Origin of the sequence: Moraxella sp. ZY210820 (genome assembly GCF_030674635.1) — a bacterium.
Taxonomy (GTDB): Bacteria; Pseudomonadota; Gammaproteobacteria; order Pseudomonadales; family Moraxellaceae; genus Acinetobacter.
On the sequence record NZ_CP089978.1, the window covers coordinates 2134131 to 2160666 of the forward strand.

The 26536-nt window shown below is 37.2% G+C and carries 26 protein-coding genes, 2 tRNA genes, 3 rRNA genes and 1 pseudogene; 13 read left to right on the top strand and 19 right to left on the bottom strand.

Translation table 11 applies throughout. The features are described from left to right. Positions 1–85: 85 nt before the first annotated feature. From LU301_RS10675 to grpE, 12 genes and pseudogenes are all read right to left on the bottom strand, one after another. Positions 86–1099 carry a DUF4062 domain-containing protein gene (locus tag LU301_RS10675; RefSeq protein WP_305270653.1) on the bottom strand — a complete coding sequence of 338 codons (1014 nt, stop codon included), beginning with the start codon at positions 1097–1099 and terminating at the stop codon, positions 86–88. Positions 1100–1217: 118 nt separating this feature from the next. Continuing rightward, positions 1218–2111 (bottom strand): glutamate racemase, encoded by an 894-nt coding sequence (gene murI, locus LU301_RS10680; protein WP_305270655.1) that lies wholly within the window; start codon positions 2109–2111, stop codon positions 1218–1220. Positions 2112–2138: 27 nt separating this feature from the next. Beyond that, the gene (locus LU301_RS10685; protein ID WP_305270657.1) at positions 2139–2702 is read right to left on the bottom strand and encodes a DUF1285 domain-containing protein; all 564 of its coding nucleotides are present in this window, start codon (positions 2700–2702) and stop codon (positions 2139–2141) included. Next, the gene (locus tag LU301_RS10690; protein ID WP_305270659.1) at positions 2695–3417 is read right to left on the bottom strand and encodes a 16S rRNA (uracil(1498)-N(3))-methyltransferase; all 723 of its coding nucleotides are present in this window, start codon (positions 3415–3417) and stop codon (positions 2695–2697) included. Before LU301_RS10690 ends, LU301_RS10685 begins: the two co-directional genes overlap by 8 nt. A 5-nt stretch (positions 3418–3422) precedes the next feature. Then, on the bottom strand, positions 3423–4718 hold the full coding sequence (locus LU301_RS10695; RefSeq protein ID WP_305270661.1) for a 3-deoxy-D-manno-octulosonic acid transferase: 1296 nt from the start codon (positions 4716–4718) through the stop codon (positions 3423–3425). Positions 4719–4922: 204 nt separating this feature from the next. After that, positions 4923–5060, bottom strand: a complete 138-nt coding sequence (locus LU301_RS10700) for a hypothetical protein (protein ID WP_305270663.1) — start codon at positions 5058–5060, stop codon at positions 4923–4925. Positions 5061–5161: 101 nt separating this feature from the next. Beyond that, positions 5162–5473: a hypothetical protein gene (locus LU301_RS12115; protein ID WP_305270665.1), complete on the bottom strand. Its 312-nt coding sequence runs from the start codon at positions 5471–5473 to the stop codon at positions 5162–5164. A 42-nt stretch (positions 5474–5515) separates the two neighbouring features. After that, positions 5516–5626, bottom strand: a pseudogene (locus tag LU301_RS12120) (hypothetical protein); the annotation flags it as partial. 320 nt (positions 5627–5946) lie between these two features. After that, entirely contained in the window at positions 5947–6105 is a 159-nt protein-coding gene (locus tag LU301_RS10710; protein ID WP_305270666.1) for an AbiTii domain-containing protein, read from the bottom strand. 88 nt (positions 6106–6193) lie between these two features. Continuing rightward, on the bottom strand, positions 6194–8134 hold the full coding sequence (dnaK, locus tag LU301_RS10715; RefSeq protein ID WP_305270668.1) for a molecular chaperone DnaK: 1941 nt from the start codon (positions 8132–8134) through the stop codon (positions 6194–6196). A 317-nt stretch (positions 8135–8451) separates the two neighbouring features. After that, the gene (locus LU301_RS10720; RefSeq protein WP_305270670.1) at positions 8452–8901 is read right to left on the bottom strand and encodes a hypothetical protein; all 450 of its coding nucleotides are present in this window, start codon (positions 8899–8901) and stop codon (positions 8452–8454) included. 19 nt (positions 8902–8920) lie between these two features. Next, a complete protein-coding gene (gene grpE, locus LU301_RS10725; protein WP_305270672.1) occupies positions 8921–9445 on the bottom strand; it encodes a nucleotide exchange factor GrpE in 525 nt (174 codons plus the stop codon). Positions 9446–9911: 466 nt separating this feature from the next. Between grpE and LU301_RS10730 the strand changes: the two genes are divergently transcribed. The 8 genes from LU301_RS10730 (at position 9912) to LU301_RS10765 (ending at position 14129) form a co-directional block, all read left to right on the top strand. Beyond that, entirely contained in the window at positions 9912–10148 is a 237-nt protein-coding gene (locus tag LU301_RS10730; RefSeq protein ID WP_305270674.1) for a hypothetical protein, read from the top strand. 164 nt (positions 10149–10312) lie between these two features. After that, positions 10313–10768: an HvfX family Cu-binding RiPP maturation protein gene (locus tag LU301_RS10735; RefSeq protein ID WP_305270676.1), complete on the top strand. Its 456-nt coding sequence runs from the start codon at positions 10313–10315 to the stop codon at positions 10766–10768. A 27-nt stretch (positions 10769–10795) separates the two neighbouring features. Then, on the top strand, positions 10796–11173 hold the full coding sequence (locus LU301_RS10740) for an HvfA family oxazolone/thioamide-modified RiPP metallophore (RefSeq protein ID WP_305270678.1): 378 nt from the start codon (positions 10796–10798) through the stop codon (positions 11171–11173). 59 nt (positions 11174–11232) lie between these two features. Continuing rightward, the gene (locus LU301_RS10745; protein WP_305270680.1) at positions 11233–11580 is read left to right on the top strand and encodes an HvfA family oxazolone/thioamide-modified RiPP metallophore; all 348 of its coding nucleotides are present in this window, start codon (positions 11233–11235) and stop codon (positions 11578–11580) included. 185 nt (positions 11581–11765) lie between these two features. After that, positions 11766–12638 carry an HvfB family MNIO-type RiPP peptide maturase gene (locus LU301_RS10750; protein ID WP_305270682.1) on the top strand — a complete coding sequence of 291 codons (873 nt, stop codon included), beginning with the start codon at positions 11766–11768 and terminating at the stop codon, positions 12636–12638. Between the two features lies 1 nt (position 12639). Continuing rightward, positions 12640–13362, top strand: coding sequence for an HvfC family RiPP maturation protein (locus tag LU301_RS10755; protein WP_305270685.1), 723 nt, complete (start codon positions 12640–12642; stop codon positions 13360–13362). A 12-nt stretch (positions 13363–13374) separates the two neighbouring features. Further along, positions 13375–13941, top strand: a complete 567-nt coding sequence (locus LU301_RS10760; RefSeq protein WP_305270687.1) for a sigma-70 family RNA polymerase sigma factor — start codon at positions 13375–13377, stop codon at positions 13939–13941. A 5-nt stretch (positions 13942–13946) separates the two neighbouring features. Further along, the gene (locus LU301_RS10765) at positions 13947–14129 is read left to right on the top strand and encodes a zf-HC2 domain-containing protein (RefSeq protein WP_305270689.1); all 183 of its coding nucleotides are present in this window, start codon (positions 13947–13949) and stop codon (positions 14127–14129) included. Positions 14130–14223: 94 nt separating this feature from the next. Here the strand turns inward: LU301_RS10765 and rrf are convergent. From rrf to LU301_RS10795, 6 genes are all read right to left on the bottom strand, one after another. After that, positions 14224–14338 (bottom strand): 5S ribosomal RNA (rrf, locus tag LU301_RS10770). Positions 14339–14449: 111 nt separating this feature from the next. Continuing rightward, positions 14450–17343, bottom strand: a 23S ribosomal RNA gene (locus tag LU301_RS10775). 445 nt (positions 17344–17788) lie between these two features. Then, a tRNA-Ala gene (locus LU301_RS10780) sits at positions 17789–17864 on the bottom strand. 66 nt (positions 17865–17930) lie between these two features. Further along, positions 17931–18007, bottom strand: a tRNA-Ile gene (locus LU301_RS10785). 71 nt (positions 18008–18078) lie between these two features. Continuing rightward, positions 18079–19611: ribosomal RNA gene (locus LU301_RS10790) — 16S ribosomal RNA — on the bottom strand. Together the 16S, 23S and 5S rRNA genes with 2 tRNA genes alongside form the textbook arrangement of a ribosomal RNA operon. Before the next feature lie 623 nt (positions 19612–20234). Further along, on the bottom strand, positions 20235–20696 hold the full coding sequence (locus LU301_RS10795; protein ID WP_305274065.1) for a YcgN family cysteine cluster protein: 462 nt from the start codon (positions 20694–20696) through the stop codon (positions 20235–20237). Positions 20697–20773: 77 nt separating this feature from the next. Here LU301_RS10795 and LU301_RS10800 point away from each other — a divergent pair, with 77 nt between their 5' ends. From LU301_RS10800 to LU301_RS10820, 5 genes are all read left to right on the top strand, one after another. Then, positions 20774–21151 carry a hypothetical protein gene (locus tag LU301_RS10800; protein ID WP_305270691.1) on the top strand — a complete coding sequence of 126 codons (378 nt, stop codon included), beginning with the start codon at positions 20774–20776 and terminating at the stop codon, positions 21149–21151. Further along, positions 21138–21713 carry a 1,6-anhydro-N-acetylmuramyl-L-alanine amidase AmpD gene (ampD, locus tag LU301_RS10805; RefSeq protein WP_305270693.1) on the top strand — a complete coding sequence of 192 codons (576 nt, stop codon included), beginning with the start codon at positions 21138–21140 and terminating at the stop codon, positions 21711–21713. The genes LU301_RS10800 and ampD overlap by 14 nt, the downstream gene beginning before the upstream one ends. A 69-nt stretch (positions 21714–21782) precedes the next feature. After that, positions 21783–23327, top strand: a complete 1545-nt coding sequence (gene murJ, locus LU301_RS10810; protein WP_305270695.1) for a murein biosynthesis integral membrane protein MurJ — start codon at positions 21783–21785, stop codon at positions 23325–23327. Positions 23328–23412: 85 nt separating this feature from the next. Beyond that, positions 23413–23721, top strand: a complete 309-nt coding sequence (locus tag LU301_RS10815; RefSeq protein WP_305270697.1) for a hypothetical protein — start codon at positions 23413–23415, stop codon at positions 23719–23721. 84 nt (positions 23722–23805) lie between these two features. Continuing rightward, positions 23806–24015, top strand: a complete 210-nt coding sequence (locus LU301_RS10820) for a type II toxin-antitoxin system RelE/ParE family toxin (RefSeq protein WP_305270699.1) — start codon at positions 23806–23808, stop codon at positions 24013–24015. 79 nt (positions 24016–24094) lie between these two features. Here the strand turns inward: LU301_RS10820 and LU301_RS10825 are convergent, their stop codons facing one another. Then, positions 24095–26458, bottom strand: a complete 2364-nt coding sequence (locus LU301_RS10825) for a TonB-dependent hemoglobin/transferrin/lactoferrin family receptor (protein ID WP_305270701.1) — start codon at positions 26456–26458, stop codon at positions 24095–24097. Positions 26459–26536 lie beyond the last annotated feature (78 nt).

Consider the following 26536-nt stretch of genomic DNA (forward strand, 5'->3'; position numbering starts at 1 on the left):
TTTAAAAATGATAATTAGTGTAACATATTTTTCTAGTAAACTAGAATATCCCACATTGTATTATTTTTGCATAATTTCTAACAAGCTATTTTAAATACTGCTTACCCAACTCAGTAATTTGCCATAAAACACGTTGCTTTTCATCTTTCGCAACTGGTTTAAACCATTCATGATGATGGAGCTGTTCTTTAACCATTTTTAAAATTTTTAAATCAATCTGAGCTCGTGCCACTGCATGTACACGTGGATATTTTTGCTGTACTTCTGATAAAGCAGTATCATTTAAATAATCATTCATACTTTTATTAAAGACTTCTTCAGGCGTTGGCTCAAGAAAATATTTACCATAAAATTCAATAATTTGCATCCATGTTAGATAACGCACTAGATGTACATCTCTAAAATTACCATCTTGATAAGCGTGAATACGGTACTCCAAAGACACATTGTTTAATAATGCAACTTTAGGCAAATGGTCAAATGAATATTGCTCTTGTATTGGTGTAACAACTGCAGGACGTGATGAACGAGTTGCAGACAACACGACACTTCCTTTTGCAACTCGCTCTTCCAAATCTCGCAGTTTTTGTTTTAATTGTTCAATATAACGTGCCTGCACCCAGCCTTCTTGTGGATTTTTTTCAATAAATTTTGGCATAAAGGTACGAATATTCATATCCAAATCACGCAAGTTATTATAATAAATCACTTCATGATTTTTTCTTAATTCATCACAAAATTGTTCAAAACGCTCAATCAATTTAGGATGATTTTCTCTTAAATTTAACTCCATCAATTCAGGATGCTTTGCCATAAACACGATAATAGGCTTATTTCTCATAACCGCATATTTATATTCTAAGTGTAAATAACTTTCACCTGTAACTGACTGCTCACCATATTTACCACCAATAAGCATAACAACATAATCACTTTCATCAATCTGACGGCGAGCCAATGTACTAGATAAAGGGGTTCTTTGTTCTAACCCGACTGTAAAACAACCAATAGCACTTAGCGCTTGCGTAAGTTGCAAACGTTCATTTCGTGTGTCTTCACCCGAAGTTGAGTAAAAAACCTGATAGCGTTTTTCAAACATAAACGATAAGTTCTCTATGGCTAAATATGAATATAAAAATAACTCTCTAATTTAAGTAAGGAATTATACCATTAATTTATTTTTTTAAAAGTGTTCATCTTATTTTTTTCACATCAACTTAAGTACTAACCGCATATTCTAATTGCCATGATATATCGATTGGTAATAATTGTTGAATAATTTGTTGTAATTGTTGTAAATTCTGTCCACTACTAAAAATTTTCAAGTGTGGTTGATGAACCATATCTTGTACACAATTTAATTTATTTTGTAATAATACTCGAGCGGTTTGCCTTGCGACAGCCGAACCAGAATCAATTAAATTAAGCTGCTCAGCAAATAAATGTTCTAAAGCTGGACGTAAAAATGGATAGTGCGTACAACCCAAAACTAAATAATCAGCCCCTTGCTCAATCGCTGGTTTCAAAATAGTTGATAATGTGTTTAAACATTGTTCACTCATTTGCAATCCTTGCTCCACATAAGGTACTAAATCCAAACAAGTAATGGATAATACTTGCACATTGGCAGGTTGTGCAAAATTTTGCATCACATTTTGAATTAATTTACCACGAAATGTTGCAGGTGTTGCTAAAACCGCCACCACTTTATTTTTGCTTTGCAATACCGCAGGCTTTAAAGCAGGCACTAAGCCAATAATGGGTAAACGTTCACCATAAAATTGACGCAAATAATCCAAACTAAAAGCTGATGCCGAATTACACGCTACAACCACCAACTTACAGCCACGCTCATAGAGCCACGCAATCGCCCTTGCCGTTAAATCACGAATTTCTTGGTCGCTTTTTGCACCATAAGGCACATTTGCCGTATCAGCAAAATAAATAATTTTTTCATTCGGCAAATGACGTGCAATTTCTATCGCCACCGACAAACCACCTACCCCCGAATCAAAAATACCAATCGGAGCATCATTAAGCGTATTTTGCTCATTCAATGGAATACGATAGGTATTTTGATGAATGATACTCAAAGGTGGCGTGTTATACATGATAAATACTCATGATTAGGTTTATTTTTAAAGGCTTGGCGTGATTAATTCTACACTAAAATGACCACTTTTTAAGGTTAAAATCGTATCATTTTGTGCATTTTGTTGCAACTGCCCCAAGTCAATTAAATGATAAAACGCATGACGTTGAATTAATGCCCATAAACCATAACGCACATAAATATATGGTTTATATTGTCCATCAACCTTTCGCAGTTCAATTGAATGTTGTTCATCAAGCAAAATTTCATCACCTTGTGTACTAATAAAATAAAGCTCATCACCACGCTGTTGTACATCTTTAATATGTAAAGGTGCTTCTTCCACTTGAATTTGAATTTTTTCAATGGGTGTTTTTAAATAATATTGCCCATCTTCATAGCATAAAACTTTAGAAAATAAATCAATCAAAGCCTGACGTTGAATAGGCACGCCTTCATGCCACCATTCGCCATTAGCTTTAATACACAAATCCATCTTACCACATAATTGCGGATTCCATTGTGTTAAATCAGGAATGATTCGTTGTTTTTCCTGTAATTCTGTTGATGATAATTGTTGAATCATCTGTTGTAAATTTGCATTATTCATAAAATAATCTTCCTAAACAATAAGGTACACTATTTTCAGTACGTAAAATACGTGAACCCAATTGATAAATCTGACAACCATTTTCCATCAGTAAATTGATTTCATAATCAATAAAACCACGCTCACAACCCACTATTAAAATACACTCATGTTGTATGTTAGATGGTAAACTAGCTTGAGCATAAGGATGAGCCACATAAGCGGGACAATTTTCATCAATCCATACCGCTAAACGGTCTTCTACAAAAGGTTTAAACCGTTTTTCCCATGTTAATTCAGGAAAAATCGTATCTTGTGCTTGTTCTAATCCTAAAATCATCGCTTCATCAAGTTGTTGTAGAATTGGGCTAGACCAATAACTTTTATCTACATGATAACTATGTAACAATACGATTTTTTGCACCCCCATTGCCGTTGCATCTTGCACCATTCGGCGTAAAACTTTTGGGCGTGGTAATGCCAAAACTAAAGTAACAGGTAGTTTTTGTGGTGGATTTGCTGGAAAATCACTTTGAAAAATGACTTGAATTTTTACATTATCTTGATTTAATTCAATAATTTTTGCTAAATATCGCTGACCTTGTGCAATACCAATTTTAATCTCATCACCTACATTGATTTTTAAGACTTGATGTAAATGATTGATTTGACGTATATTATCAATCAAAACAGGTTGTGTAATATCGGTATGTTCAGGCAATAATAATAAATTCATGATGATTACCAATCATTTGCAACTTTCAGTAATTGGTCAATATTATGAATATGCCATTTTAATGAACCTTGATTACGCTCTAAAACCTGACGTGCATTTTTGGCACGTTGTCCTGCACGCTGTCCATCACTTAAATCTTGTTTTAAATTTTCAATCGCTTGTTGAAAATTTTGCGCTACTTTAATACCTTGCACGGCGATTAATTCATCGACAATTTGTTGAAAATTAAAATATTTATCCCCTGTAATCGTTGGTACACCCAACATCATTGGCTCTAAAATATTATGCCCACCACCACTTTCATTTAACGAGCCACCAACAAAACAGGTACGACTTAAGGCATACCATAACCATAACTCGCCCATGCTATCTGCTAAATACACCTGTGTATCTGCTTGAATTGACTCGCCCAAACTACGGCGATGGGTGCGTAAACCTAAACTTTGGCATTGTTGATAAACTTCATCAAAGCGTTCTGGGTGGCGTGGTGCAATAATTGCTAATAATTGCGGATGTTGTACTAAATATTTTTGAAACCCTTGAATAATTTCATATTCTTCTGGAGCATGAGTACTTGCAAGCGTAAAAATCACACGCTCTTGTAATTGCCATTCTTGACGTAAAACCTTAGATTGATGAATAAAATGTTCAGGGATAATTGTATCAAATTTTAAATTCCCCAGCACTTGAATATGCTGTTCTGACATACCTAGCTGAATAAAGCGTTGTTTTGTCTCAATATTTTGTGCCAAAATTGCATTCAACTGTTGTAACATCGGTTGTGTTAAACTTGGATATTTAGCATATTTATCTGCTGATTTTTGTGATAAGCGAGCATTGACCAGCACACTTGGAATATTTCTAGCTCGCACTTCATGTAATAAATTTGCCCATAATTCAGTTTCCACCAAAACTAATAATTTAGGCTGATATTTATCTAAAAACGCACGAACAACTGACTTTTGGTCAATTGGCACAAAAACCGCTTGGAATAATTGTGGATATTTACTTTCAAATAACTGTTTGGCTCGTGCCTGCCCTGTTTTGGTGGTATTGGTCATTAAAATCGGCTGACCTTGTTGCAAATAATGCTCCACTAATGCTTGTACTGCATTGGTTTCACCTACAGAAACCGCATGAAACCAAAGTGCCTGTTTATTTTTTACTGGTAAAAAAGAACCAAAGCGTTGACGAATTTCCAAGTCAAATTGCTGTTGATTTTGTGCTTTTTGCTTAATTTTCCAGCGATAAATTGGTTTTGCGATTGCCAATAAAGCGTTATACCAAAATGGAGTGGACACGAAATAAACCTATGCAGATAAAAGATAAAGCTATTGTAGCAAAAATTTAGGTTATGATAATAATGATTTTGCAAGATTTATGAAATACTTAACTTTTTATAACACCCCATTACTCATGCAACCAACGTTGAAAACTTGCAAAATCTTTTGTAGCTCAATCAGGCATAGGTTTAAAACCACTCTCAACTGCTTGTTTCATTTCATCTAAATCAAAATTAAAGGGCGTTCTTGATGAAAATGCTGTTCTAAGGCTTGCATCGCAACGGTTTCGACTGAGACGCCTTGTTGATGAGCATGATACAGCATAGCTTGTTCGATATGTAGGGAAATTTCTAAACGCATTATGATTCTCCTAAAAAGTGTCTTGCTTTATTGCGATTATAACGTGAAGTTTAGAAAAGTAAAAAACACCAAACAGTTTCCCATTTGGCGGTTTAATTGACTTAACCTAAGGCATAACCTGTAATTAGTCCTACAATTGTTTGAATAGAAATATCTTTGACTGTTCGCCCAATTTTTCCAAGCCACCCATCTACTTCAGCAGGTAACTCATTCACAGGTTGTTGAACATTATCAAGAATTTCTTTTAGTTGTTGAATATCTTCTGTACTGATACCATGTGATTTTAATGCCGACTCTAAGGAATTAAAATCACCTTTTTGAACAGGAGATGATAATTGTTGAATAGTAGAATGTTGATTATGGTTCGCCATATTTCCAACACTCTGGATATTGTAAGTAACATTAGCACTCATCTTTTGTTCCTCTTTAGTGAAGATTAAATTTTCACCCAAAATACCTGCTTTTTCAAGAGATAGAGCCCAATTTAAAATATATTGTCTAACTTCAGAAAATATATCTAGAATTTGATTTCTTTGAATTTGTATAACTATTATATAATTAGTCATATATCTCACTATTTCTTTAGTATTTTTATCAATAAGAAAGAAATCTCCTGTTTTTTCTATATGTTGCCTGAAACTTTCATCAATATAATGACGTAATATTTCTTCAATTTTTGGATCAATATAAGTACAATCAAGAAACTTCTCAGAATTTCTTAATAAACTCTCCAATCTAGCCAATGGTAATGGGATTATAGTACAATCTAAAAAATTTTCATGGATATTAATATCCCCCAATTTATTAGGAATATATTTTTCCTGCCCATTATTTAATTTGATTTTTAAGAAACCTCTAAGAATACGATAAGGGGTACATCTTTTTGTTAATGATATCCTGACAACTCATTATTACACCATTCTATCATTTCTGTCATCTCTAATTTCATTGCTATTGTATAAGTTAATCGTACTAATTTTTCTACAGAACAAGTATCATCTAATGCTTCTTGTTGTAGTTGAATAACTGCTGAATTTGTACTCATTTTTAATCTCATTATTAAGTTAGTTAATTTAAAACAATAAAACCGCCAACTTAGTATTAAATTGACGGCTTTACTTTAACAAAAACGATTATTTTTTATCGTCTTTGACTTCAGTAAATTCAGCATCGACTACGCCGTCATCTGCTTTTTTACCTGCATCTTGTGCTTGATTAAAGGCATTTGGGTCAAAACCTTGCGCACCACCTGCTTGTTGAGCTTGTTCATAAACACGTTGCGTAATTGGCATAATGATGTCTTGAAGTTTTTCAGTTTTCGCTTTAATCGCTTCAATATCATTTTCTTTTGCAACAGTTTCAAGTTCAGAAATCGCAGTTTCAATCGCAGTTTTTTCATCAGCTGTCACTTGCTCGCCTAAATCTTTAATCGCTTTATTTGAGCTTGCAATTAAGGCATCAGCTTCGTTGCGTGCTTTGGCTAATTCTTCAAACTTGCGGTCTTCTTCAGCATTGGCTTCAGCATCTTTAATCATCGCTTCAATTTCAGCATCGCTCAAACCAGAGTTTGCCTTAATTTGAATTGATTGCTCTTTACCAGTGCTTTTATCTTTTGCAGATACTTTTAAGATACCATCAGCGTTAATATCGAATGACACTTCAATTTGCGGTACGCCACGTGGAGCAGGTGGAATATCGCCTAATTGGAAATGACCCAATAATTTATTTTGGGCAGCCATTTTACGCTCGCCTTGATACACTTGGATATCTACCGCAGGTTGATTGTCCGCTGCTGTTGAGAATACCTGAGACTTTTTCGCAGGAATTGTGGTATTTTTCTCAATGATTGGTGTTAATACACCGCCCATAGTTTCAATACCTAAAGTTAATGGCGTAACGTCAAGTAATAATACGTCATTCTTATCGCCAGACAATACCGCACCTTGAATCGCTGCACCCATCGCTACTGCTTCATCAGGGTTTACATCTTTACGTGGTTCTTTACCAAAGAATTCTTGAACTTTTTGTTGAACCAATGGCATACGAGATTGACCACCGACCAAAATCACATCAGAAATATCAGATGTTGATAAGCCAGCATCTTTCAACGCAATACGGCAAGGCTCAATGGTACGCTCAACTAAATCCGCAACCAAACCTTCTAATTTTGCACGAGTCACGTTAATCACTAAGTGTTTAGGACCTGATGCATCAGCGGTGATATATGGTAAGTTAATTTCTGTTGCATTTGAAGAAGATAACTCAATTTTTGCTTTTTCCGCAGCTTCTTTTAAGCGTTGTAAAGCCATTGGGTCATTTTTCAAATTCACGTCTTGTTCTTTTTTGAACTCTTCAACCAAATAGTCGATTAAAGCTGTATCGAAATCTTCACCACCTAGGAAAGTATCACCATTGGTTGATAATACTTCGATTTGTTGGTCTCCGTCTAGGTCAGCAATTTCAATGATTGATACGTCAAATGTACCACCACCTAAGTCATATACAGCTACTTTACGGTCGCCTTCTTTTTTATCCATACCGAACGCTAATGCTGCTGCAGTTGGCTCGTTAATGATACGTTTAACATCTAAACCAGCGATACGACCTGCATCTTTAGTTGCTTGACGTTGTGCATCGTTAAAATAAGCAGGAACTGTAATCACCGCTTCAGTCACTGTTTCACCTAAATAATCTTCTGCAGTTTTCTTCATTTTTTTCAAAACTTCAGCAGAGATTTGTTGTGGTGCAAGTTTTTTATCGTTTACTTCAACCCACGCATCGCCATTGTCTGCACGAATAATTTTGTATGGCACTAAACCGATGTCTTTTTGTACGGCTTGGTCATCATAACGGCGACCAATTAAACGTTTGATGGCGAATAATGTATTTTTAGGATTCGTTACCGCTTGACGTTTTGCTGACTGACCGACTAAAGTCTCACCATCTTTATAGGCAATAATTGATGGTGTGGTACGAGCCCCTTCAGCGTTCTCAATAACTTTAACTTTATCACCTTCAAGTACAGATACACATGAGTTGGTTGTACCTAAGTCAATACCGATAATTTTAGCCATGATATGTTACCTCAAAAATTTTTAAATCTAATTTCAGTTATCTTCTATATGAGTGTGCTTTGTGAAATTTCAAGAAAATTTTAAAAAATATTTTAAAAATTTTCTGTCAATTTGGTCAATCACCTGTGAAAAATAGCATACACACTTAATAAACTGCAATGATTAGGGATTGTTGAGTTAAAAGCAGATGCAAATTGTTAGTGTAGGGGCGAATAATCATTCGCCCAATGATAATGGATTGATTTTGGGCGAAAAATGTTTCGCCCCTACAGTCCAACCAAGTAAAAATACGCTTTATACCAGTAATAGGATAAATTCTAATTTACACTACTTTTTAATGGTAATGTTAAACCATCTAACTCAAAATTCTGCTGGGATAATATGGTTGCAATTTGTTCATCTGTCAAACCTGCTTGTACCAACGTTTTTTTTAACTGTTCAATCCGTTGTATAAAGGCTTGCTTAGCATGATACACACCATCAGCAATGAATTGAGCATCTAAATCACTTTCAACACGGTAAAATTTGATATTAGACACACAGGAATAAAACCAGTCAAAACGAGCAGTTAGCTCCTGAATGGCGATGGTTCCATGTGCTTCACTCACATTTTCATACCCTAAATACACACTACCTTGAATATTATCGAAACCATGTTTAGCAAGAACAGTTTTGATATCATTATAGGCATTATTGTAGCTATTGCCATGATAATGTGTTTTTAAACAGTTGGTATCCATATCAAAAGTAATGAGATAGCGACTCATATTGTTCTCAGCTTAATGATTAAGCACCAACCATTACCATTGCAGGGCGGAGCAGGCGACCATTGAGTGTATAGCCTTTTTGCAATACTGTGCCGATTTCATTGGCTTTGGCATTTGGGTCAATTCCCACCGCTTGATGAAACTCTGCATTAAAGCCATTGGCGGTATCAACCACAGCAACGCCAAATTTTTCCAAAGTTGAAAGCAATGATTTTAAGGTTAATTCTAAGCCTTCCAAAGTTGCGGTTTGTTCTTGGCTCGTGGCTTGAATCGCACGTTCTAAATTATCTACGCTGTCGAGCAATTCTTTCGCAAATTTTTCTAAAGCCATACTTTTGTGGTTTTCGGCATCACGTTGAATGCGTTCCACACTTTTTTGTGCTTCGTACACTGCATTGGCAGTACGGGCTTTTTCGAGCTTTAAATCACCTTCGAGTTGAGCGATTTGGGCTTGTAAATCTTCAATGCTGACTTCAGCTTGCTCAACATTTTCAGCATTTTCAAGTTGTTCTTGCTCTGGGGTTGCGTTTTGCTCTGTAGTCATTTTGCTACTCCGTTTAAATAAGTTTTTGAACATGGTACAGTCCTTTTCGTATCAGTCATTAAAAACTACTGAACTGTCAGGAGAATAAAATCATATCTTTATTTATATTGGGTGATATTAAATAAAATCAAGGTAAATTATTTAAAAATTTACACTAACTTTAAATTAATGCTGACTTATATAACTTTTTATATTCATTTAGCAAACTTAAAATATAGATACAAATCACATATATTATCGTTTTATTAGATAATATTTTTAAAATCAAACAAATAATTCAATAATTAATTAACAAATTTTAAAGTTAAATCACACTTTTTATGAGACATAATCAGCAAAAAATCATCGTTAATGATATGATTTTGTCAATTTATGTAATTTTTGATTTTTTACTCTATTTGTTTATAAAATATTCAGTTATATTACCACCATATTTTATAGCGATATGCTAAGAGGAGATTTAACAATGCAAGGTCGAGTGATTACATTTTCTAGTGTTGATGGTACGGGGTTAATTTTAGCGAAAGTTGGTAAGTATGGTACAAAACGTCCATATCCATTTTCAGCAGCAAGTTTCTTAAGTTCAGAATTACCTCAGGTAGGTGAAGAAGTAGATTTTGAGTTAAATACTCGTGGTCAAGCTATATCTATTACACGTTTACTACGCAATAAAGTGAGTTTAAGTTTAATTGATTATGCTTAATGCTGATTTATCCATCATATAAAAAGCAATTCAAAACACTTGAATTGCTTTTTTAATTTATAATAGAATAAAAAACACACAAACATTTTATATTTATCAAAAATTTTGTAAGATTTTTGCCATTTCTCCGTCTAAATAATAAGATATATTTATAGGTAATTATTATGCACAAAAATCTTTATAGTCTAATGGCAACTGGATTAGGTTTATTGGTTTTACGTCTATTTCTCGCCTATGAATTTTTTGAGGCTGGCTTAGAAAAATGGCGTGGACAAAATTGGTTTGCGGATATCCAAGCACAATTTCCAATGCCGTTTTCAGCATTACCTGCTGACATTAACTGGCAACTAGCGACTTATGCAGAATTAGTCGTACCTGTATTATTGGTGATTGGTTTATTGCCAAGATTAAGTGCTGGTATTTTAATCATTTTAACCAGCGTGGCGTGGTATGCTGTCCATAGCGATGCAGGCTATAATGTCTGTCAAAATGGTTATAAAATGGCGTTGATGTATATTGTGATGCTGATTCCCATTTTAATGCAAGGTTCTGGTTTATTTTCTGTACAATATTGGTTGCAGAAAAAATCATCATTGCCTTGTTGGTTTAAACATCTTTAATTGTTCATTTAGATAGGATTATGTTCTATGAATAAGACAACTCTTCTTGCTTTAGCAGGTGCTTTAACGGTTGCTGCGTGTTCTCCAACAAAAACAGAAACACCAGCAACACAAAATCCAAACAAACCTGCTGAAACTGCACCAGCAAACACAGCAACACCTACTCCAACCGATAGCAAAACTGCTGAAGGTAAATGTGGCGAAGGCAAGTGTGGTGCTGAGCCTACAAAAGCTGATGCTACTAAATCTGCTGAAGGTAAATGTGGCGAAGGGAAATGCGGTGCTGAGCCTACAAAAGCTGATGCTACTAAATCTGCTGAAGGCAAATGTGGCGAAGGTAAGTGCGGTGCTGAGCCTAAAAAAGAGGCAACTACAGAAGCACCTAAAACTGAAGAGAAAAAATAATTTTAGTATGGAAATAGCGTTTTATAACGCTATTTCTGTATGATAAGAGAGCATATATTATGAAAAAAACATCATTACTTGCACTTGCAGGTGCATTAACCGTAGCAGTATGTGGTACAACTGCTCAAGCTGAATCAACACAAAACGTGCAAAAAGCTCAGAAAACAGCAAAAGTAACCAAAAAAACCACTTCTCAGAAAGCTAGTCAGGGTGCGTGTGGGGCAAATCATGCACATCAACATACACACAAAGCAGGCGAAGGTGCGTGCGGTGCAAATCACGCTCATCATCATGCTGATAAAGCGAGTGAAGGCAAATGTGGTGCTGATGCCAAAAAAGCTGATGGCGTAAAATCTGCCGAAGGCAAATGTGGTGAAGGTGCTTGCGGTGCTCAACCGAAAAAATAAGTTATCATCATTGAAGATGGGAATACATCATTCCCATTTTTACGCCATTCTCCAATTTATTATATAGCTTATTGATAATATTGAAATAATATAAATATATGGGCAAATGAGTATTTCCCCTTTTTATCAATAATTTATGATAAATTAAGAATAACATTATCTTCTATCGTATTAGGAATATCAATATGCTCACAGGTTCAGGTTTAGGTTATCGCCGAGACATCGCTCAACACTTTTTACAATTACCAGAACATCATGTGATTGATTTTTTGGAAATCGCCCCTGAAAATTGGTTAAAAATGGGCGGTTCAGCACGCTATCAATTTGACCAAGTGGCAGAACGTTTTCCATTATCATTGCATGGATTGTCATTATCCTTAGGCGGACAAGCACCACTTGACCAAGAGTTACTCAATGGTATCAAATACTTATTGCAACGCTACAATATTCCATTTTTTTCAGAACATCTGAGCTTTTGTGAATGTGATGGGCATTTGTACGATTTATTACCCATGCCATTTACCGAAGAGGCGGTAAAACATACTGCAGAACGTATTCGCTATGTACAAGATTTTCTAGGTATGCAAATTTCGTTAGAAAATACATCATATTATTTGCATTCACCGACAAGTACCATGAATGAAGTGGAATTTTTAAATGCCATTGCCCAAGAAGCGGATTGCGGTATCCATCTTGATGTCAATAATATTTATGTCAATAGTGTCAATCACGGCTTACTTGATCCTTATGTATTTTTGGATGGTGTTGATGGTAAACGGGTAAATTATATCCACATTGCAGGACACGATGAAGAACATCCAAGTGTGGACAATGGCGAACAACAACGCATTTTAGTGGATACGCATGGCGAAGCGGTAAAAGGCGATGTGTGGGATTTATTGGCTTACACTTATCAAAAATTACCGCATATTCCTGCAACTTTGCTTGAGCGTGATTTTAATTTTCCTCCTTTTGCAGAATTATATGCCGAAGTGCAACATATTGCTGATTTACAACACCAATATGCTAAAACGGAAATCTATAAAAAAGTATCATAATATGAATGACTTAAAAAAAACATCAAGCCTTGCTGAAACCCAACACGCACTCGCCAAAGCGGTGCGTTTGGGGCATAGTGATACGCCTGAACTTCACCCAGCACAACGTTTGGGCATTTATACTCGCTTGGTACACAATAACATTTTAGGTTTTATCAATCGTTGTTTTACTGAAACACCTAAATTTTGTGATGACGAATGGCATCAGGCTCAACAACAATTTATCTTATCTGGGCAGTCGCATACATCATTTTTCCAAGAAATTGCAGGCGAATTTTTACACTATTGTCAAAATCAACAATTATTCAGCGATGATATTTTAGCCTTGATGGATTTTGAACATACGCAATTATTGGCAGAAGTGGCGATGGTTGATGTACCTAAAGTGACTATTTGGGACGAACATACTACAATGCAACTCTCCCCTGCATCATTTTTACGCAGTTATCCTGTGAATTTTATATCATCAAATTTTAGTGAAATGACTGATGAACCAAGCAATGTGTTAGTTTGGCGAAATCATGAATTTGATGTGTATTATCAAACCTTAAATGAAATTGATTTTGGCGTATTGTCCTATATTAGTGAGCAACAGTGTTCATTACAAGATTTACAAAATGCCTTAAGTGAAGTCATTGCCAATAATATTGAATTTGCCCATCTCCTTGAACAGTCTTGGAGTAAATGGGTTAGAGCGAGTGTGATTTACCCTATCCCAACCTAAGGAATACTGCGATTGTCAATTTATCAACTGGATACGCAACAGTTGGAAGAGTTACGCCAACAAATGCTCCATTTTGCTCGCTTACAACTACAACAGATTGATTTAGCTGAAGACATGGTACAAGAAGCATTTACTAGTGCTTGCCAGTATGCTCATACTTTTCAAAATCAATCAGCCTTTAAAACATGGGTATTTGCCATTTTAAAGCATAAAATTATTGACCATTTCCGAGCTATCAAAAAATGTTCATCAAAGGAGTATCAAGAGATAGAGTATATTGAAAATACTTTATTCCACCACAATGGAAATTGGGATAAAGATGTATTTCAAGTGAATGAATGGAAAAGTACCGAACAAAGCGTATATCAGCAGCAATTTTGGGATATTTTAACCATTTGTCTTGAAAATTTACCTGCTTTACAGGCTCGAGTCTTCATTATGCGTGAACATTTAGATATGCCTAGTGATGAAATTTGTCAAATTTGCCAAATCTCATCGGCTAATTTACATACTTGTTTATATCGGGCAAGATTGCAATTGCAAGTTTGCTTATCTGAAAAATGGTTTAATAAAGAATAATCGCTATGTTTAATTGTCAAAAAATCACACAACTAATATCTTTAAGTCATGAACAAGATTTAAGTAAAATACAACATTTTAATGTTTATCTTCATAGTTTAATGTGTCCTGCTTGTAAAGCCTTTCAGCAAAATAATAAACAGCTAAGCATTTTAATTAAAAAGTTTACTCAACAAACCGATGACTAATTTTTTCTGATATCTTTCTATTTACTACCTTTCCTTCCATAATAAAAAACCTTCAACCATTATTTATTTGATTGAAGGTTTTTATTTAAAAAGGAGTTGGCGATGACTTACTCTCACATGGTTAACACCACACTACCATCAGCGCTAAGTGGTTTCACTTCTGAGTTCGGGAAGGGATCAGGTGGTTCACACTTGCTATGGTCGCCAACGAAACTGGTACAGCGAGTATTGAGCTGAGTTGTTTTGTTCATTGCATTTTCTGAATCAAGTTTTCACATTTATTTTGGATTATTGTGTTTATACAACAACTTGGGTGTTGTATAGTCAAGCCACACGAGCAATTAGTATTGGTCAGCTTCACATGTCGCCATGCTTCCACATCCAACCTATCAACGTCCTAGTCTTGAACGGCTCTTTAGAGTAATTAAATTACTAGGGAAATCTCATCTTGAGGTAGGCTTCCCGCTTAGATGCTTTCAGCGGTTATCCCTTCCGAACATAGCTACCCGGCGATGCCACTGGCGTGACAACCGGTACACCAGAGGTTCGTCCACTCTGGTCCTCTCGTACTAGGAGCAGATCCTCTCAAATTTCCAACGCCCACGGTAGATAGGGACCGAACTGTCTCACGACGTTCTAAACCCAGCTCGCGTACCTCTTTAAATGGCGAACAGCCATACCCTTGGGACCTGCTTCAGCCCCAGGATGAGATGAGCCGACATCGAGGTGCCAAACACCGCCGTCGATATGAACTCTTGGGCGGTATCAGCCTGTTATCCCCAGAGTACCTTTTATCCGTTGAGCGATGGCCCTTCCATACAGAACCACCGGATCACTAAGACCTACTTTCGTACCTGCTCGACTTGTGGGTCTCGCAGTTAAGCGCGCTTTTGCCTTTATACTCTTTGCGTGATTTCCGACCACGCTGAGCGCACCTTCGTACTCCTCCGTTACTCTTTAGGAGGAGACCGCCCCAGTCAAACTACCCACCAGACATGGTCCTCGTCCCCGATTAGGGGACTGAGTTAGAACCTCAACATTACCAGGGTGGTATTTCAAGGATGGCTCCACAGAAACTGGCGTCTCTGCTTCTAAGCCTCCCACCTATCCTACACAAGTAAGGTCAAAGTTCAATGTCAAGCTGTAGTAAAGGTTCACGGGGTCTTTCCGTCTAGCCGCGGGTACACTGCATCTTCACAGCGATTTCGATTTCACTGAGTCTCTGCTGGAGACAGCGCCGCCATCATTATGCCATTCGTGCAGGTCGGAACTTACCCGACAAGGAATTTCGCTACCTTAGGACCGTTATAGTTACGGCCGCCGTTTACTGGGGCTTCGATCAATAGCTTCGCTTGCGCTAACCACATCAATTAACCTTCCAGCACCGGGCAGGCATCACACCCTATACGTCCACTTTCGTGTTTGCAGAGTGCTATGTTTTTAATAAACAGTTGCAGCGGCCTGGTTTCTGCGACTGTCGTCAGCTCAAGGAGCAAGTCCCATCACCAACAACAGTGTACCTTCTCCCGAAGTTACGGTACCATTTTGCCTAGTTCCTTCAGCAGAGTTCTCTCAAGCGCTTTGGTCTACTCGACCTGACCACCTGTGTCGGTTTCGGGTACGATTCCTGTGTAACTGAAGCTTAGAGACTTTTCTTGGAAGCAGAGTATCAGCCACTTTGCTATACAAGTATAGCTTGCTATCAGTTCTCAGCATAGAGTACCCCGGATTTGCCTAAGATACATGCCTACAACCTTCCACCTGGACAACCAACGCCAGGCTGACTTAACTTTCTCCGTCCTCTCATCGCATTACACAGAAGTATTGGAATATTAACCAATTTCCCATCGACTACGCCTCTCGGCCTCGCCTTAGGGGTCGACTCACCCAGCCCCGATTAACGTTGGACTGGAACCCTTGGTCTTTCAGCGAACGGGTTTTTCACCCGTTTTGTCGTTACTCACGTCAGCATTCGCACTTCTGATACCTCCAGCGGGCTTCTCAACCCACCTTCTTTGGCTTACAGAACGCTCCCCTACCACTTACATAAAATGTAAATCCGCAGCTTCGGCACATAGTTTTAGCCCCGTTACATCTTCCGCGCAGGCCGACTCGACTAGTGAGCTATTACGCTTTCTTTAAAGGGTGGCTGCTTCTAAGCCAACCTCCTAGCTGTCTATGCCTTCCCACATCGTTTCCCACTTAACTATGATTTTGGGGCCTTAGCTGGCGGTCTGGATTGTTTTCCTCTTGACTATGGACGTTAGCACCCATAGTCTGTCTCCCGGATAGTACTCATCGGTATTCGGAGTTTGCATCGGTTTGGTAAGTCGGGATGACCCCCTAGCCGAAACAGTGCTCTACCCCCAATGGTATTCGTCCGAGGCGCTACCTAAATAGCTTTCGGGGAGAACCAGCTATCACCGAGTTTGATTAGCCTTTCACCCCTATCCACAAGTCATCCCCTGGCTTTTCAACGACAGTGGGTTCGGTCCTCCAGTTAGTGTTACCCAACCTTCAACCTGCTCATGGATAGATCACCCGGTTTCGGGTCTATACCTTGCAACTTAACGCCCTATTCAGACTCGATTTCTCTACGGCTCCCCTATGCGGTTAACCTTGCTACAAAATATAAGTCGCTGACCCATTATACAAAAGGTACGCAGTCACATAACAATGTATGCTCCTACTGCTTGTATGCATACGGTTTCAGGATCTATTTCACTCCCCTCACAGGGGTTCTTTTCGCCTTTCCCTCACGGTACTGGTTCACTATCGGTCAATCAGGAGTATTTAGCCTTGGAGGATGGTCCCCCCATATTCAGACAAGGTTTCACGTGCCTCGCCCTACTCGTCATCATCTTATATAGCCTTTCGTGTACGGGAATATCACCCTCTACGTTCGCACTTCCCAGAGCGTTCCACTAAACTATATAAAACTTTATGGGCTACTCCCCTTTCGCTCGCCGCTACTAAGGGAATCTCAATTGATTTCTTTTCCTAAGGGTACTGAGATGTTTCACTTCCCCTCGTTCGCTTCATTAACCTATGGATTCAGTTAATGATACCTACCTTATGGTAGGTGGGTTCCCCCATTCAGACATCGCCGGATCAATGCTTGTTTGCCAACTCCCCGACGCTTTTCGCAGGCTACAACGTCTTTCTTCGCCTCTGATTGCCTAGGCATCCACCGTATGCACTTATTCACTTGACTATACAACCCCAAATTGTCGTTTAAATAAATATTTTAAAATATCTATTCATTCTTTCAACTTAAAGTCACACAATCTATTCCAAAACGCTTGATTCAGTTTTTGCTAGTCCTCAATTAAATCTTTTCATCTTACGACTACTTCAATCTATTGAGTGAACAATTATTTTCAGACTCAATTCTTGCTGTTAATGAATGATGTTTTATAGCTTTAACCTGTGTTATCACTTATAAAACTGTAATACCTCATCAGTATCACTTAAATTTTATGCTTTAATTACTCACTAATTTCTTTACTTAGTGAACTTAATTGCATAAGTTAATTATTATAACATAATAACTAATTTATTCAATCAAATAAATCATTTAATCTATACCGTACAGAAAAATCATAGATTTTTATCTTGTGTTCGGACTAAGATTATTAATCTTTGCTATTCCTCACTTATGGTGGAGACTAGGAGAGTCGAACTCCTGACCTCCTGCGTGCAAAGCAGGCGCTCTACCAACTAAGCTAAGTCCCCATAGCTTTTCATTTATCTTACCATCTATATTTTTAACTACTTGCACTTTAAAGTGCTTGCAATTAGTGGTGGGTCTAATAAGACTTGAACTTATGACCCCACGCTTATCAAGCGTGTGCTCTAACCAACTGAGCTATAGACCCTCAGATAAACTCTTTCAGAAGAACAACTTGTTGTGGATTCTAACTATCATCAAACGAATCTTTTTTTTCGTTAAGGAGGTGATCCAGCCGCAGGTTCCCCTACAGCTACCTTGTTACGACTTCACCCCAGTCATCGGCCACACCGTGGTGATCGCCCTTTTTTAAGCTAACCACTTCTGGTGCAACAAACTCCCATGGTGTGACGGGCGGTGTGTACAAGGCCCGGGAACGTATTCACCGCAGCATTCTGATCTGCGATTACTAGCGATTCCGACTTCATGGAGTCGAGTTGCAGACTCCAATCCGGACTACGATAGGCTTTTTGGGATTCGCCAAGCCTCGCGACTAAGCTGCCCTTTGTACCTACCATTGTAGCACGTGTGTAGCCCTGGTCGTAAGGGCCATGATGACTTGACGTCGTCCCCGCCTTCCTCCAGTTTGTCACTGGCAGTCTCCTTATAGTTCCCACCCAAAGTGCTGGCAAATAAGGATAAGGGTTGCGCTCGTTGCGGGACTTAACCCAACATCTCACGACACGAGCTGACGACAGCCATGCAGCACCTGTATCAGAGTTCCCGAAGGCACCAAAGCATCTCTGCTAAGTTCTCTGTATGTCAAGACCAGGTAAGGTTCTTCGCGTTGCATCGAATTAAACCACATGCTCCACCGCTTGTGCGGGCCCCCGTCAATTCATTTGAGTTTTAGTCTTGCGACCGTACTCCCCAGGCGGTCTACTTATCGCGTTAGCTGCGCCACTAAAGTCTTATACGACTCCAACGGCTAGTAGACATCGTTTACGGCATGGACTACCAGGGTATCTAATCCTGTTTGCTCCCCATGCTTTCGCACCTCAGCGTCAGTATTAAGCCAGAAGGCTGCCTTCGCCATCGGTATTCCTCCAGATCTCTACGCATTTCACCGCTACACCTGGAATTCTACCTTCCTCTCTTATACTCTAGCCAACCAGTATCGTATGCAATTCCCAAGTTGAGCTCGGGGATTTCACATCCGACTTAATTAGCCACCTACGCGCGCTTTACGCCCAGTAATTCCGATTAACGCTCGCACCCTCTGTATTACCGCGGCTGCTGGCACAGAGTTAGCCGGTGCTTATTCTGTGGGTAGCGTCCAGTACTCAATGATATTAGCATCGGTACCCTCCTCCCCACTTAAAGTGCTTTACAATCTTACGACCTTCTTCACACACGCGGCATGGCTGGATCAGGCTTGCGCCCATTGTCCAATATTCCCCACTGCTGCCTCCCGTAGGAGTCTGGGCCGTGTCTCAGTCCCAGTGTGGCGGATCATCCTCTCAGACCCGCTATGGATCGTCGCCTTGGTAGGCCTTTACCCCACCAACTAGCTAATCCAACTTAGGCTCATCTATTAACGCAAGGTCCTAAGATCCCCTGCTTTCCCCCGTAGGGCGTATGCGGTATTAGCAATCCTTTCGAATTGTTGTCCCCCATTAATAGCCAGATTCCTAAGCATTACTCACCCGTTCGCCACTATCTCCAGGTGCAAGCACCCTTCAACCGTCCGACTTGCATGTGTTAAGCCTGCCGCCAGCGTTCAATCTGAGCCATGATCAAACTCTTCAGTTTAATTCATTCTTAATCAGCATTCATCATCATAAACATAACAACAAATACCAATTCGCCCATTCAATCACTAGCAAAATTTTCGCTCAAATAAATCTCGAGTCAATTTCTACCAAATCAAATGAACTTTATATTCAATTTAAAATATAAAAATCCATCCAATAATAGCAAAAATCCACACAAGTTGTTCTTCTAAATGTTTTAATTGAGTAAGGTAATATCTCTTCAATATCACTCATAATTTCAGTGTCGAATATTATATACTGTTTTAAATCTTTGTCAAGCTTTATTTTAAAAAATTATTTTGTTTTTAAACTAAAACTTCATCAAAAACAAAACTAATAACACCTTCTAAAATCACTTAACCCAATACAAATATAAGCTAAGTTCCTGATTTTACTAGCTTTATTTACTAACGCTATCTCGACAGGTGCGTATGTTACAGTAACTTAATATACTTTGCAACTACTTTTTTTATTAATTTATTACAAGTGGTTGTTTTTTATTCAATTTACTACTTTTAACGTCATTCATTTTCACAATTTATTGATATAATTTACATCGTTTAATTTTGTAAGGAAGGAAAATATTCCTATACAAAATCAATAGCTGACAACAAGTTTTTACTATTTAATCCAGCGTACGATATAATCTTCAACATCTTGTTCTCTAATTTCAAGTTCTGAAATACAACGTCCCGCCACAGATTTTTTAGCATCAATCACGGTTTGGCGTGAGCCACTAATTAAATAATGCCATGATGGTAGTTTTTTCCCTTCAGCTAAACGTTTATAAGCACAACTTGGTGGTAACCATGTCAAATAACGAATATTTTTCATTGAAATTTTAATGCAATCAGGGACATATTTTCCACGATTAGCATAATCACTACAAAAACCCGTGCTACAATCTAATAGTTTACAAGCAACTTTGGTATAGTAAACTTTACGACTTTCATCATCTTCTAATTTAACAAGGCAACATAAACCACAGCCATCGCATAAGGCTTCCCATTCATGGGTGTTGAGTTGTTCAAGTGGATAATTTTGCCAAAATTGTGGGCGTAATGTTGCGTCTGTTTGTGTCATAATTGGATAATGAATTTTTAATTTAATCATGTTATTATAGCATTGATTGTATTTATTTTTAAAGTTGGGAGAATATTATGAGTTATTATCATATTCTAATCGAGTGTAAAGATTATATTAGTACGATTGAGCAAACTCGTGATATTGAATTGTTTGATATTCAAGATATTCAACCTTTTTTACAACAGGTTTTGTTGCCTTATTTTCAAAAATCGGAATTAAATATCGATGATGAAACGGTTGTAGCAGAAGATGTACTTCATCTTTCGGTGCGTCAGACTTTGTTGCCTATTCAAGAGTTAATTCAACAAGAACAGCGTTTATTACCAAGTGAAACGGATATTACAATTTCTGCTTATGAAATTTTTAACGACCGTAGTTTAAGTCGTGATGTAACCAGCGTAATTTTTGATATGATTGAAGCATTTCAGGCTAAAGAATATGCAAAAATTTAGTGTGCAACACGGCGTATTACACGGTGCAAAACAAATTCCTTCGCCTAATTTTAATCAACGTCCTGATGGAAAATTAGGCGAAATTAGCTTATTAGTCATTCATAATATTAGTTTACCTCCATCACAATTTGGTGGAGGTTACATTGAACAATTCTTTCAAAATCAATTAGATTCATCTATTCATCCTTATTTTGAAACGATTAAAGATTTACAAGTTTCTGCCCATTTACTCATTTTGCGTGATGGGCAGGTAATTCAATTTGTCAATTTTGAACATCGTGCATGGCATGCAGGGCGTTCAAGCTATCTAGGTAAGGTAGAATGTAATGATTATTCTATTGGTATAGAACTAGAAGGAAGTGATGATTTACCATTTGAAGATGTGCAATATCATGTTTTAGCTAATGTTACGCACGCTATTCGCCAAGCCTATCCAAAAATTCAACAACATATTGCAGGACATAGCGATATTGCTCCCATACGCAAAACCGACCCCGGTCCATTTTTTAATTGGCAATATTTTCGGCAATTATTATCAGCACAAAATGGAACACATAGATAATATGTCAATCTATTCATGCTCATCAATAAAATGTTAAAATAGGCTATTCTTTAATAGCGGAACTTTTTCATGGCGTTATGGCGTTCAACAATGGTCGTGAGTGCAATGACCATGCTTTCTCGTGTAATGGGTCTAGTACGAGATGTCGTTTTACTCAATGTATTTGGAGCAAGTAAAGATTTCGATACCTTTGTCGTTGCTTTTAAAATTCCTAATTTCTTTCGGCGTTTATTTGCTGAAGGCTCATTCTCACAAGCCTTTATTCCTGTTTTAACCGAATATAAAACAACCAAAACACATGCAGAAGTACAGATTTTAATTAGCCGTGTATTTGGCAGTTTATTATTGGTAATGTCTTTAGTTACACTTGCAGCAATGATTTTTGCACCTGCAATTATTTATTTATACGCATCTGGCTTTGCTGAAAATCCTGCAAAATTTACCTTAACGGTTGAAATGTTCCGCTTAACTATGCCCTATTTAATGTTTATGTCATTAACGGCATTTGCTAGTAGTATTTTAAATAGTTATGGTTCATTTGCCACACCTGCTTTTGCTCCAGTTTTATTAAATCTATCCATGATTTTAGGTGCAATATTTTTAACACCTTATTTAGATGACGGTATTAAATCATTAGGTTGGGCAGTCATTGTCGCTGGGTTATTACAATTTGCTTTACAATTACCAGAATTATGGCGTAAAAAATTATTAATCCCACCTAAGCCAGATTTTAAACATGAAGGTGTGGAACGCATTTTAAAATTAATGTTGCCTGCTTTATTTGGGGTATCGGTTACGCAAATTAATTTATTACTCAATACAATTTGGGCCTCTTATATGCAAGATGGTTCAGTATCGTGGTTATATGGTGCTGAGCGTATGACCGAACTGCCACTTGGTGTGATTGGCGTAGCAATTGGTACAGTCATCTTGCCATCACTTTCTGCCAAAAAAGCAGAACAAGATACCGTAAAATTTAAAGCAATGATGGATTGGGCAAGTAAAGTGATTATTACTGTAGGTGTTCCTGCTAGTATTGCGTTATTTATGTTAGCTACACCGATTATTCAAACACTATTTCAACGTGGACAATTTAACTATTTTGATACGCAAATGACCGCTTTAGCTTTACAATGTATGAGTGGTGGTGTTATTTCATTTATGTTAATTAAAGTTTTTGCTCCCGGTTTTTATGCTCAACAAGATACTAAAACACCCGTGCGTATTGGTTTAATCGCTGTTGCATCCAATGCAATTTTGACTGTTATTTTTGTGATGATTTTTAAATGGATGAATTGGCAAGCACAGCATATGGCATTAGCCATTGCATCATCGGGTTCAGCTTTAGTGAATGCAGGTTTACTTTATTATTATTTACATAAACGTGATATTTTCCGTTTTGGTGGGCATTGGAAAAAATTAGCTTTACAATTTACCATTGCTAATCTCGTTATGGGCGTGGCTTTATATTTCGGTGTGCAATATTTTAATGGTAATACCAGTGAAATATTACGCATTGTACAATTAGTGGGCTTAATTGCTTTAGGTATTATCAGTTATGCTATTGCTTTATTGGCGACTGGTTTTAGACCACGTGATTTAAAAGCACAATGATTCATTTGAAAATTTGAAATAATTTGATTTTTTGTCTATTTTTTCTATAATGTTAAAATAGACAATTTATTTTTGAGGCTTAACTATGCTAATGTTTACCACCACTGAAGCCAAACAAAATTTTGATAGATTAACTGGTATCGCATTAACACAACCTGTGAGCATAACACAACAAGGACGAGTTATTTTGGAAGTTATGACTCCGCAAGAAAAAGAAAAAATGATACAAGAACGAGTGAAACAAATTATGTTTGCTCAATTTGTAGATGATGCTGTAGAAGCACATGAACATTATATAGCCACAGGTTTACACACGACTCATGACGAAATGAAAGCATGGGTAAATTCCCTATCGACAAATACTGACCATAGACCACCAGTATGCCACAAATAATATATACCGAACGTATAGGGCAAGATTTTCAAAGACTTCAAGGTTTTTTTACAAGAAACTGCACCGCATAAAGTCGCTGAAGCCATGCAAACAATTTTTGAAAAGATTGATATGCTTTTGACTTTTCCTAAGCTTGGTCATCCTATTCCAAATGAAAAATTGCCAAATTTACGACAGCTTACCATTAAATGGGGAAAATATGGCTACGTTGCATTGTATTCTTATGAAGAAGATAAAAACTTGATTATTATGGAAACGATACGCCACGCAAGAGAGCTTGAGCCTAATCTTTAAAATACAATTATTTTTAATGCAAACAAAAAATACCCCAAAACTCAAATTTTGGGGTATTTTACAAACAAATAAGTAAAACTTAGAATTTATATTCAATCGCCATTGAATAATTACGCCCCGGTGCATAGTAGCGTTCTAAACCTATACCATTTCTATCAATGGTATTGGTTGTACCACTACGAATATGTGAATTAGTACCACGCAATGCATCCCAAGTATGATATTTCTGATTTGTTAAATTATACACGCCTGCACGCAATGTTAAATTCTTAATAGGATTATAATAACCAAACAAATCAACAGTCGTATAAGATTTATTTAACCAAGGATAACTAATCGTATTTTCTACAGAACCCCACTCATCACAAGTTTCAATATATTGTGGTCGCCAATCAGATGGATAATATGGATTTAATGTGCGAGTATAACCGCCAGTACATTCTACAGATTGTTGGTTAATTTGAGCATCTTTAGCAGATTTACCACGAGCATGACTTACACGAGAAAATACGCCCCATTTACCATTTGGATCAACATAATCAATACCTGTAACCAATTTTAATGGTTGAATTGATAACAAACTCGCACCATTAGACAACTTACCTGTACTATAACCCAAAGCACCCATCACACTCAGACCTTCTGGGGCAGGACTGATTGAAGCTAAATTCAAACGACCTTCTATATCAATACCACGAATTTTAGCATCATCTAAATTAATCATTTGTTGATAAAGTTGTTCACGTGGTCGTCCTCCACCCCAACCTGCTTGCATTTCCATACCTTCTGTTTCAAACAAGAAATCTTTATAGTTCGTTTGATAAACCGACGCTTTTAAATCACCAACTGCGTTATGTGCTTCTACACTTAAATTATGTGTTTGGCTTTTCTCTTGTTTTAGATTTGGATTTGGTCGCCACTGTCCTGCTGGATGATTAAAACTAAAATATAGCTCTGTCGCACTTGGAATACGGAAACCTGTTGAAAATTGATATGCTAATTTCCAAGTATCATTTAATTGTGCATTTAAACCAACTAAACCACTCCAACCATTAAACTTTAATTCTTTCACATCAGGCGAACAAATAATACAACGTGCATTTAAATCTAATGGTGTTGTAGTATAACGGTCATATTTCACACCAAAATCAGACGAGAAAATGCTATTAAACTGAATTTTATCAGCTAAAGATACATAATAATTTTTGGTTTGTGTTGGATTTTGAATTGTTGTTTCAACTGTAGGTAGCCATGCACCTGAAAAGAAGAAATTATCCAATAATAACATTTTCATTTCTTTATCAGAATAACCCGTGCGTAAGGCAAATTGATGGCTATGACCATTGGTCTCAAATGGCATAAAATCTACACCAATTGTTGCTTGTTTAAAAGTAGTAATTGCGTTACGATCTTGTATCTCACTCACAGGTCTCTTAGAATTATCACTCCAATTATAAGAGCCTTTATTATTAATCACACCAATTTCTGCTTTTGACCAATCGAAACCTAATTTTACACGAGAAATGATATTATTTTCAGGTGTAAATTCATAGCCAATATTAGCTTGTTTACGCTTACCAATATCCAATGCTTCACGCCAACCAAAACCATTGTAAGATTTTTCATCCGTAAAATTTTCATTATCTTGTTGATTATAAGATAGATGAATACGATGAGCATCATTAATACGATAACCCAATTTCGCTAAATAGCTTTTATTGGTATGTTCAGAAGGGTCTGGAATACCTCGACGATTACTACCTTGTAAGTCTTCACCATTACCCTTACTCTCCATCTCATGCCCTTGACGGCGTGTTGCTGCTAAAAGCACATCCACCATACCATTATCAAACGCAGTTGCTACAGTATTAGTCCATTCATTATTTTTACTTGCATAACCACTTTTAAAATACATACCCCAATTTTTATCGCCAGTCAGCACATCTTTCACATTCATAGTGCGATAATTAACCGAACCACCTAAAGCATTAGCACCAGAATTAAATGAATCTGAACCTCGTACCAAATCAATTGTACCCATTAACTCTGGGTCAATCGTTAAGCGTGATTGATTTAAGTTACCATACCGTGTATAAAGTGAATTTTCCTCATAATCTGGTGTTGCAATACCATCAACAGCTACATTAACACGATTGCCTTCCACCCCTCGCATAGCAAAACCTTTTTGATGACGACCATTATCTACAATACCGACATCAGTTGTATAACGCACCAAATCCTGATTATTACCGATCATTTCTGTTTGAATATTTTCACGTTTTTTCTGTACAACATTTACTTTAGGTTGCTCATCTGCTGTTGCTTGTACTTCAATGGTTGGCAACACTTCTTCAGCTTCGACATTTTGTTGCCCATAAGACATCGCTGACATTAAACTCGCAACACAAACGGCTAATAACTGCCGATAAAATTTAGGTTTCATTCTATTTTTTCCAATATTAAAAATGATTGGAAATGATAAATATTATTATTAAAGTTGTCAATAGTGTTTAATTGTGTT